Raw genomic sequence first — 10061 nt, 5'->3', positions numbered from 1 at the left:
TCGAAGAAGCCAAGAACACCGACTCCGACGACGGTGAAAACGGCGACGCGATCTGATCGACAAGCATTTGCCAACAAAATGGCCGCCAGACATCGGCTGGCGGCCATCTGCCTGATGCAGCATCAGGCGCGTCAGGTTCCCGGACGGGCCGTTTTCAAACGCCGGCCTGCCGGACCGCCTCAACAAAACGGCGCACTTTTTCAGCGCTTTTGATGCCAGGCGATGCCTCGACACCGCTGCTGACATCCACGGCAACCGGACGCACCCGGCGTATGGCTTGCGCCACATTGCCTTCGTGTAATCCGCCAGACAGAATCAAGCGCCCGCGCGCCTGTTCACTCCAGCCATCCAGCAAGCCATGATCGAAGACAGTTCCGCTGCCGCCATAGCCCGGGCTGTCCGTATCCAGCAGGCAGCCATCAGCCTGGGGGTAAGCCTGCATTTGCAAGGCCAGCGCTTCGCCTGTCACGCCCCCTTCTTTGGGAACACGCAAGGCCTTGAGCCAAGGATGCCCATAGGACATGCATTGCGCCGCGCTTTCATCGCCATGGAACTGCAAAAGATGCGGGCGCACCTGGCGCAATACACTTTCGACCTCTTCACGCGCCGCATTCACAAACAGCGCCACAACCGTCACGAACGGCGGCACCAGATCCCGTAGCGCCGCGGCCTGCTCCGGCGTCACATAACGCTTGCTGGGCGGATAGAACACAAAACCCAGCGCGTCCACGCCTTGACGCACGACCATTTTCACATCTTCAGGCCGCGTCAGGCCGCAGATTTTTATTCTCGTCATGTTTTTCCTGTTCCTTGGGATTCATCCGCCAGGCCTGCTACGCCACGGCGTTCAGCCCTGATGCCGGATGCTCAGTTCGCCGGTGGCAGACAGGCGCAGTCCGGGCATGACTTCCAGGCCATCCTGACAGGGCAAATCATATTGCGCAGGATAGTCCACCGCGCATAAATACAGCCCTGCCGCCGAATAGGTCGGCGCCGCCCGGCGCCGGTCGCGCTCCTGCAGCAATTCCTGCATGCGCGCCACGCTATAACGCCCCTGGCCGACATACACCAGCGAACCAATGATATTGCGCACCATATGATGCAGAAAAGCATTGGCCTTGAGCACAAAAACAATCATGTCGCCATGGCGCTGAATATCCAGGCGCTGCATGACACGCACCGGATGCGCCGCCTGGCATTGCGACGAACGGAAACTGCTGAAGTCATGCTCGCCCAGCAAGTGGGCCGCTGCGGCACGCATGGCCTCAACGTCCAGGGGCCGAAAACACCAGCCGGCACGTCCTGCCCACAAGGGCGAACGATAAGGGCGGTTCCAGAGCAGATACACATAGGTGCGGGCCTGCGCCGAAAACCGCGCATGGAAGTCTTCGGGCACTTCCCGTGCCCACTGCACGGCAATGCTGTCCGGCAGATGGGCATTCAAGCCGCGGATCCAGGCGACATCACGCCGTTCCAGCTCGGTATCCAGGTGCACGACTTGCAGGCAGGCGTGCACGCCAGTGTCGGTGCGTCCTGCGCAAATCGTCGGCACCGGCCCGCCGGTAAAGGCAAGCAAGGCTTTTTCCAGTTCATCCTGAACGGTATTGCCGCCTGCCTGAGTCTGCCAGCCCAACCAGGATGAGCCCTCGTAGGCTACTCCCAGCGCAATCCTGCGCGCCATCAACGGCTGCCTTTTTGCTGGCCAGGACGTTCTGCATCCTGAGCCGAATCAGCCGCTGACGGCGCATCCAGATCCAGATCTATGGCAGACAACTGCTGCTCGAATTTCTGGCGCGCCAGCTCAAGACGCCGGGCCTGCATGGCGTCTTGAGCAGGCGCGGAGCCGCCAGCACTATCTGAGCCATCAGAATCATCAGACTCACTTGCCTGATCTACCGCCTCATCGTCGGCATCGGTATTTTCGCTGCCGTGATCAGCGCAGCCGCTATCGTCCGTATCCTGCCTGGCCCCTGCGCGGCGCAGCATCAGCGCGACCCAGAATGCCACGATTGCCAGCAGGACTGTACCCAGCACCAGACCATAGCCCTGCCCAAATTGCGCGTCCACAACTTACTCCCTTAGAACGTGTTTATGACCTGATCCTGGCACGGCAGGAAACAGGTCATAAACACGTTCTCGGGGAAGGCCGCCATGGCCTTCCCTCGAATCTGCCCGATTACAGTTCGCCGATGGCGATACGCAGCATGCGGCGCAGCGGCTCGGCCGCGCCCCAGAGCAATTGGTCGCCCACGGTAAAGGCGCCCAGGTAATCCTTGCCCATCGACAGCTTGCGCAGACGCCCCACCGGAATATCCAGCGTGCCGGTCACAGCCACTGGCGTGAGGCCATGGACGGTGGATTCCTTGTCATTCGGGATGACCTTGGCCCAATCCGTACCCTGCGCGATGATGTCGGTGATTTCATCGAGCGGCACATCGCGCTTGAGCTTGATCGTCAGCGCCTGGCTGTGGCAGCGCATCGCGCCAATGCGCACGCAGAAGCCATCAATAGGCGTGGCTTCGCTACCGAACGCGGCGCCACGGCCCAGGATCTTGTTGGTTTCCGCTTCAGCCTTCCACTCTTCGCGCGACACACCGTTGCCCAGGTCGGAGTCGATCCAGGGAATCAGGTTGCCGGCCAGCGGCACGCCAAAACGCTCGGTCGGCAGATTGCCGCTACGCTGCAAATCCAGCACGCCGCGGTCGATCTGCAAAATAGCCGATGCCGGGTCATCCAGCAGCGGGCGCACGGACTCATTGACCAGGCCGAACTGGGTCAGCAGTTCACGCATGTGCTGCGCGCCGCCGCCAGATGCCGCCTGATAGGTCATGCTGGTCATCCACTCGACCAGGTCATGCTGGAACAGACCGGACAGCCCCATCAGCATGCAGCTGACGGTGCAATTGCCACCGACGAAGTCGCGCACGCCACGGTTCAGCGCCGCGTCGATGACGTTGCGGTTGACCGGGTCCAGCACGATGATGGAGTCGTCATTCATGCGCAGCGAGCTGGCTGCGTCGATCCAGATGCCCTTCCAGCCGGATGCGCGCAGTTTGCCGTGCACCGCCTTGGTATAGTCGCCGCCCTGCGCCGTCACAATAATCGGCAGTTTTGCCAGCGCCTCAATATCGTAGGCGTCTTGCAAGGGACCCGCGCCAGCAGCCCAGGACGGCGCGGCGCCGCCCACCTGGCTGGTGGTGAAAAAGACGGGTTCAATCAGGGAAAAATCATTTTCGTCGCGCATGCGCTGCATGAGGACGGATCCCACCATGCCGCGCCAGCCGACCAGACCGACGGCTTGAGTCATCTGTATTCGCTCTGTTTTATATGTGAAGAACAAGCCATGCCGTCCGCTCCTGACAGCATGGCCCTAGGTATAAGAATGTATCAGAATTACCAGGGTTTACCTGGGTTTTCCGCCAAATAATGCGCCATTTTTCAGGGCGGCGTAAAACGGACGCAACAATTGCCAGCCCCCTGCCGGCCAGCCATGATCGGCGGCATAAAACACAAAGGCAGGCCACCCGCCTTAACCGGTGGCCTGCCTGGCGATGCCTGATGGTTTCCGCTCAATGGTTTCCGCCCGATGTTTTCCGCCCGATACCCCAACATCCGGTATCGCTGCGGCCAAGACTGGCGTACACCTTTTGCCTGCCGCCCGCAGCCGCGCTGTCTGGCCGCAGCCAGATGCCGGCCCGGGCTGCGCGCCTGTTACAGCGCGGCCAGCACCGCGTCGCCCATCTCCGTGGTGCCGACCTTGCGCGTGCCTTCCTCGTAAATATCCGCCGTGCGCAAGCCATCCGCCAGCACCTTGCGCACCGCCGCTTCCACACGTTCCGCCTGTTCGCCAAGATCCAGCGAATAGCGCAGCAGCATCGCCGCCGACAGGATGGTCGCCAGCGGGTTCGCCAGATTCTTGCCCGCGATATCAGGCGCCGAACCATGGCTGGGCTCGTACAGGCCCTGGCGTTTTTCGTTCAACGATGCCGAAGGCAACATGCCGATGGAACCCGTCAGCATGGCGGCTTCGTCAGACAGGATGTCGCCAAACAGATTGCCGGTCACAATGACGTCGAACTGGCGCGGGGCGCGCACCAATTGCATGGCAGCGTTGTCCACATACATGTGGCTCAGTTCCACATCGGGATACTCACGCGCCACGTCAATCACGATATCGCGCCAGAACTGCGAGGTTTCCAGCACATTGGCCTTGTCCACGCTGCACAGCTTGCGATTGCGCTTCTGAGCCGACTGGAAACCCAGATGAGCAATCCGGCGCACTTCGCTTTCGGCGTAGCGCATGGTGTCGAAACCTTCGCGCTGGCCCTGGAATGCGCCATCTTCCGCCGTCCGCACGCCGCGCGGCGTGCCGAAGTAGATATCGCCGGTCAATTCGCGCAGGATCAGGATATCCAAGCCGGACACCACTTCAGGCTTGAGCGTGGAAGCCGCAGCCAATTCCGGGTACAGAATCGCCGGGCGCAGGTTGGCAAACAGGCCCAATGCCTTGCGCAAGCCAAGAATAGCCTGTTCCGGGCGCAGCTCACGCGCCAGTTTGTCGTACTTCCAATCTCCCACCGCGCCAAACAGAATGGCGTCGGATTCCTGCGCCAGCGCCAGCGTGGCGGGCGGCAGCGGATGCCCATGCAGATCATAGGCAGCGCCGCCCACCGGTGCTTGCGCGATTTCCAGCGGCAGATTCAAGGCCTGCAGGACGCGGACCGCTTGAGCGACGATTTCGGGGCCGATGCCATCACCGGGAAGCACTGCGATTTTGTGAGCCATGAGAGATCGTTTTATGAAAAGTTAAAGGGAGAATTATGTGCATTCACACCCCCAGCGGAAAATCCTCTGGGGCAAACAGAGGCGCTACTGGCCGTCAGCCGGTAGCGCCCGTGTGAAATCAGCGCAACTGGCGGCTTTCGAGCCAGGGGTGACGCGCCAGCCGTTCCGCTTCAAATTGGCGGATCATGTCGGCTTTTTGCAGCGTCAGGCCGATATCGTCCAAACCATTGAGCAAACGATGCTTGCGGAATTCATCAATATCGAACGGCAACTCGCCGCCTTCCGGTTTGATAATGACCTGACGCGCCAGATCCACCGTCAGTTTGTAGCCGGGGAAGGCTTTCACTTCATCAAACAGGCGCGCCACGTCCAGTTCCGACAGAATGATGGGCAGCAAACCGTTTTTGAAGCTGTTATTAAAGAAAATATCAGCAAATGAAGGCGCAATAATGGCGCGGAAGCCATATTGGCTCAAGGCCCAGGGCGCGTGCTCGCGGCTGGAACCGCAGCCGAAGTTCTTGCGTGCCAGCAGCACGGAAGCCCCTTGGTAACGCGGCTGGTTCAGCACGAAGTCCGGGTTCAGCGGACGTTTGCTGTTGTCCATGCCGGGCTCGCCGTGATCCAGGTAACGCAGCTCGTCAAACAGGTTGGGGCCAAAGCCGGTGCGCTTGATGGACTTCAGGAATTGCTTGGGAATAATCAGGTCGGTATCGACGTTTTCCCGATCCAGGGGGGCGACGAGGCCTTCGTGTATGGTAAATGCTTGCATGATGGCTTACCTGAAATTCCTGACATCAACGAAATGGCCGGCAATGGCGGCCGCGGCTGCCATGGCGGGGCTGACCAGGTGGGTGCGCCCGCCCATGCCCTGACGGCCTTCGAAATTACGGTTGGACGTGGAAGCGCAGCGCTCGCCCGGTTCCAGGCGGTCGGCATTCATCGCCAGGCACATGGAGCAGCCCGGATCGCGCCATTCAAAACCGGCGTCGATGAAGATGCGGTCCAGCCCTTCGCGCTCGGCCTGCAGCTTCACCAGACCAGAACCCGGCACGACCATGGCTTGCTTGACGTTGCGCGCCACGCGCTTGCCGCGCGCGACCTCAGCCGCAGCACGCAAATCCTCGATGCGCGAATTGGTGCAGGAACCGATGAAAACGCGGTCCACCCGGATATCCACCAAAGGCGTGTTGGGGGTCAAGCCCATGTATTCCAGCGCCCGCTCCATGCCGCTGCGGCGGACGTCGTCACGTTCGCGGTCGGGATCCGGCACGCGGCTATCGACTGGCAAGACCATTTCCGGCGAGGTGCCCCAGCTGACTTGCGGCTTGATCTCGCGCGCGTCGATTTCCACCACTCGGTCGAAATGCGCGCCGGGGTCGGAATGCAACGTCCGCCAGTACGTCACGGCCTGATCCCACAACACGCCGCTGGGCGCGAAAGGACGGCCGCGGAAATAGTCCACGGTTTTGTCATCCACAGCCACCAGGCCCGAACGGGCACCGGCTTCGATGGCCATATTGCAGATGGTCATGCGGCCTTCCACCGACAGCTCGCGAATCGTGCTGCCCGCGAATTCGATGGCATGCCCCGTACCGCCTGCCGTGCCGATAATGCCGATCACATGCAGCACCACGTCCTTGGCGGTACAGCCGAAAGGCAGCTTGCCTTCGACCTTGACCAGCATGTTGAGGCTCTTCTTCATGGTCAGGGTCTGCGTGGCCAGCGCATGCTCGACCTCGGAGGTGCCGATGCCAAAAGCCAGCGCGGCCACCGCGCCGTGCGTGCTGGTATGCGAATCACCGCACACCACCGTCATACCCGGCAAAGTCGCGCCTTGCTCCGGGCCAACCACGTGAACAATCCCCTGACGGACATCCGTCATCGGGAATTCGGTAATGCCGTAAGTCGCGCAGTTGGCATCCAGCGTATCGACCTGCAACTTGGAGATCGGATCTTCAATACCGGCGCTGCGATTTTTGGTCGGAACGTTGTGATCGGCCACCGCCAGGTTGGCACTGACGCGCCACGGCTTGCGGCCGGCCAGCGTCAGGCCTTCAAAAGCCTGCGGGCTGGTCACTTCATGCAGCAATTGCCGGTCGATATAGATCAGACAGGAGCCGTCGGATTCCTGGTGCACCAGATGGTCGCGCCAGAGCTTGTCATAAAGGGTCAATGCCATGATTTTCACTCGCTTCTTGAAGGGGCTGGCGCAGATTGCGCTGCTTGCCACCCGGTGAGGCCATGAAATCATTATGCCAAGCATGGAAACAATCCGGGCCTGCCGAATCACCTGGGGGCTATGGGGGCTGGCCGTTAATCCGTCTTTTGGACAGGCTGCCAGACAGAAAAAGAGGCTGTAAAAACACGGTTCTGACAGACCGCCTGGCCGCTGGCGCTATCTGCGCCAGCCCGTCCCTGCGGCGCCAGCGCCCGCTCTGCCGCAAAATCAGCCCTGCGCCGTCTCGCCCGCCTGGCCGCGTTGGCGCAGAGCATGATCGGCCAGCACCAGGGCCAGCAAAGCTTCCGCTATCGGTGTGGCGCGTATGCCTACGCAAGGGTCGTGACGCCCCAGCGTCTGCACTTCCACCGGCTCGCCTGCCCGGTTGACCGACTGGCGCATAACCCGAATGCTGGAGGTAGGCTTGATGGCCAGCGATACCGTGACCGCCTGGCCCGAAGAAATTCCCCCCAGCACGCCGCCGGCATGGTTGCTCAGGAAACCGTCGGGCGTCAGCTCATCGCCATGTTCCGAGCCGCGCTGCGCGATGGATTCAAAACCGGCGCCAATGGAAACGCCTTTGACCGCATTCAGCCCCATCATGGCATGCGCGATATCCGCATCCAGGCGGTCATAGATAGGCTCGCCCCAACCCGCAGGCACGCCTTCGGCCACCACTTCGATACGCGCCCCGATCGAATCGCCATCCCGGCGCAACTGGTCCATATAGGCTTCCAGTTCCGGCACGATGCTTGCGTTGGGCGCATAAAAGGGGTTGTTGGCCACCTCGTCCCAGGATTCAAAGGGAATGGCGATGGGCCCCAATTGGCTCATATAGCCACGCACCCGCACGCCGCAGCGGGCTTCCAGCCATTTGCGCGCAATCGCGCCGGCAGCCACCGTAGGGGCGGTCAGGCGGGCGGAAGAACGGCCGCCGCCGCGCGGATCCCGCACGCCGTACTTTTTCCAGTAGGCATAGTCGGCATGGCCGGGCCGGAAAGTATCCAGAATATTGCCGTAATCCTTGCTGCGCGCGTCCGTATTGCGGATCAGCAGCCCGATGGGCGTTCCTGTGGTCAGGCCTTCATAGACGCCAGACAGGATCTCGACCTGGTCTGCTTCCTGGCGCTGCGTGACATGGCGCGAGGTGCCGGGACGGCGGCGATCCAGTTGCAGCTGGATATCCTCCACGGACAGCGGCAGCCCTGGCGGACAGCCATCAACGACACAGCCGATGGCTGGCCCGTGGGACTCACCGAAGTTCGTCACGCAAAACAGTTTTCCTAGGGTGTTACCGGACATGAGCAGGACTCTAAAAAAGCAAGAGACTTAAAAAAGGCGAATATCGAGGTAGGCTGACAGCACACGCCCTGGCGCATTGCCGCCGCTGCGGCACGCCGAACTGCCGCATTATGACATTTTCAGGACGAACAACTGATGACCAGCCCCGCAGACCAGTCAGGCGCCTGCCGGGCATAGTGCTCCAAACCGGGCCTGGCATCCCAGGGATTGCGCAGGCAATCCAGCAAACGGTCGATTTCGCCGGCATCCCCCTGCTCGGCCGCCCGGATTGCCAGTTCCGCCAGGTGATTGCGCAAGACATACAGCGGATTGGCGCGATTCATGGCGGCGGCGACGGCATCCGGCGCCTGGCCATCCTGCGCCAGACGGGCCTGATAGGTTTGCAGCCATTGCGCCGCCCCGGCCCGGTCAACGAACTGGTCCAGGAACGGGCTGGTGTCGCCTTGCGCCACATTGGCCAGCGCGCGGAAGCTCAAGGTGAAATCGGCCCCGGATGTGTGCATCTGACGCCACAGGCCATCCATCAGGGTGTCATCTTCTTCGGCGCGCCATTGCGCCAAACCCAGCTTGCGGCGCTGGCGTTCGCGCCAGTGGCGCATGAAATCGGCCTCGTAACCCCGCACGGCGTCGCGCAGCACTTCCGCGTCCGGCACCAAAGGCTGCAGCGCTTCAGCCAGCCGGAACAGATTCCAGTGCGCCACGGCAGGCTGCGCATTCCAGGCGTAGCGGCCTTCATGATCCGAATGATTGCAGATATGGTTGGCCTTGAAGCCATCCATGAAAGCGTAGGGGCCGTAATCTATGGTCAGCCCCAGAATAGACATATTGTCGGTATTCATCACGCCGTGGCAAAACCCTACGGACAGCCAATCCGCCATCAGCGCGGCTGTTCTGTCTGTCACGGCCGCCAGCCAGCGCGCCACCACGGCCTCATTGCCGCCCCCTCCTGCCCGGCATTCCGGGTAGAAACGGTCGATGATGTCATCGCACAGGCGCTGCAACAGACCCGCGCGCCGTTGCGCATACCAATGTTCAAATGAGCCGAAGCGGACAAAACTGGGGGCCAGGCGCGTCACAATGGCGGCCGTCTCCATGGTTTCGCGGCGCACCGGGTCATCGGAAGTCACCAGCGCCAAAGACCGTGTGGTCGGAATGCCCAGACCATGCATGGCCTCGGCTGCCAGATATTCCCGCACCGAAGAGCGCAACACCGCGCGCCCGTCCCCCATGCGCGAATACGGGGTGCGCCCGGACCCCTTCAGCTGGACTTCCCAACTGCCGTTCGGCCCTTCAACTTCCGCCAGCAAATGCGCCCGCCCATCGCCCAACTGCCCGGCCCAGACGCCGAACTGGTGGCCGCTGTAAACGGCAGCCACGCTTTCGCCGCCAGGGAATGGCGTGGCGCCCGACAGGACCTGCAGCGCAGCATCGTTTTGCAAAGCCTCTGGCGCCAGGCCCAGCAGCGCGCCGCCCTCGGGGTTCACATGCAGCATCCGCGCTGTCCGCAGCGGCATAGGCCGCACACGGGAATAGAAATCCTCGGGCAATGCGGCATAGCTGTTGCGCACCCGCAATTGTTCAAGAGATGCGGCAGTGCCTATTTGGGGCTTGAGTTGATCATTCATGCTGCTATTATCTTCGAATGAGCGCCACCGACCAACCCTCCGACAGCCCGCCGCCGCCCCAGCCAACCGCCATTGGCCGGGTAGGAAGACTGCTGGGTTTTGCCGTTGACCGCATTGCGGGCGAACGCCTC

The 10061-nt window shown here is 61.7% G+C and carries 9 protein-coding genes; all 9 read right to left on the bottom strand.

The window, feature by feature from the left end:
• Nucleotides 1-154 precede the first annotated feature (154 nt).
• The 9 genes from ACTJGZ_RS08235 to ACTJGZ_RS08195 all read right to left on the bottom strand — a co-directional run bounded on the left by ACTJGZ_RS08235 (nucleotide 155) and on the right by ACTJGZ_RS08195 (nucleotide 9930).
• Nucleotides 155-796 (bottom strand): phosphoribosylanthranilate isomerase, encoded by a 642-nt coding sequence (locus tag ACTJGZ_RS08235; RefSeq protein WP_441662455.1) that lies wholly within the window; start codon nucleotides 794-796, stop codon nucleotides 155-157.
• 51 nt (nucleotides 797-847) lie between these two features.
• Nucleotides 848-1681, bottom strand: a complete 834-nt coding sequence (gene truA / locus ACTJGZ_RS08230) for a tRNA pseudouridine(38-40) synthase TruA (protein ID WP_441662454.1) — start codon at nucleotides 1679-1681, stop codon at nucleotides 848-850.
• A complete protein-coding gene (locus ACTJGZ_RS08225; protein WP_441662453.1) occupies nucleotides 1681-2067 on the bottom strand; it encodes a hypothetical protein in 387 nt (128 codons plus the stop codon). The genes truA and ACTJGZ_RS08225 overlap by 1 nt, the downstream gene beginning before the upstream one ends.
• A gap of 109 nt (nucleotides 2068-2176) precedes the next feature.
• Nucleotides 2177-3307 carry an aspartate-semialdehyde dehydrogenase gene (asd, locus tag ACTJGZ_RS08220; protein WP_441662452.1) on the bottom strand — a complete coding sequence of 377 codons (1131 nt, stop codon included), beginning with the start codon at nucleotides 3305-3307 and terminating at the stop codon, nucleotides 2177-2179.
• A 404-nt stretch (nucleotides 3308-3711) separates the two neighbouring features.
• A complete protein-coding gene (gene leuB / locus ACTJGZ_RS08215; protein ID WP_441662451.1) occupies nucleotides 3712-4785 on the bottom strand; it encodes a 3-isopropylmalate dehydrogenase in 1074 nt (357 codons plus the stop codon).
• A gap of 118 nt (nucleotides 4786-4903) precedes the next feature.
• On the bottom strand, nucleotides 4904-5554 hold the full coding sequence (leuD, locus tag ACTJGZ_RS08210; RefSeq protein ID WP_441662450.1) for a 3-isopropylmalate dehydratase small subunit: 651 nt from the start codon (nucleotides 5552-5554) through the stop codon (nucleotides 4904-4906).
• A 6-nt stretch (nucleotides 5555-5560) separates the two neighbouring features.
• Entirely contained in the window at nucleotides 5561-6964 is a 1404-nt protein-coding gene (gene leuC / locus ACTJGZ_RS08205; RefSeq protein WP_441662449.1) for a 3-isopropylmalate dehydratase large subunit, read from the bottom strand.
• A gap of 267 nt (nucleotides 6965-7231) precedes the next feature.
• Nucleotides 7232-8305, bottom strand: coding sequence for a chorismate synthase (gene aroC, locus ACTJGZ_RS08200; RefSeq protein WP_441662448.1), 1074 nt, complete (start codon nucleotides 8303-8305; stop codon nucleotides 7232-7234).
• Nucleotides 8306-8424: 119 nt separating this feature from the next.
• Entirely contained in the window at nucleotides 8425-9930 is a 1506-nt protein-coding gene (locus ACTJGZ_RS08195; RefSeq protein ID WP_441662447.1) for a protein adenylyltransferase SelO, read from the bottom strand.
• Between the last annotated feature and the right edge of the window lie 131 nt (nucleotides 9931-10061).

The sequence above is a fragment of the Kerstersia sp. genome (assembly GCF_052103615.1).
GTDB lineage: Bacteria > Pseudomonadota > Gammaproteobacteria > Burkholderiales > Burkholderiaceae_B > Kerstersia.
This window is presented reverse-complemented; position numbering and strand designations above follow the sequence as displayed.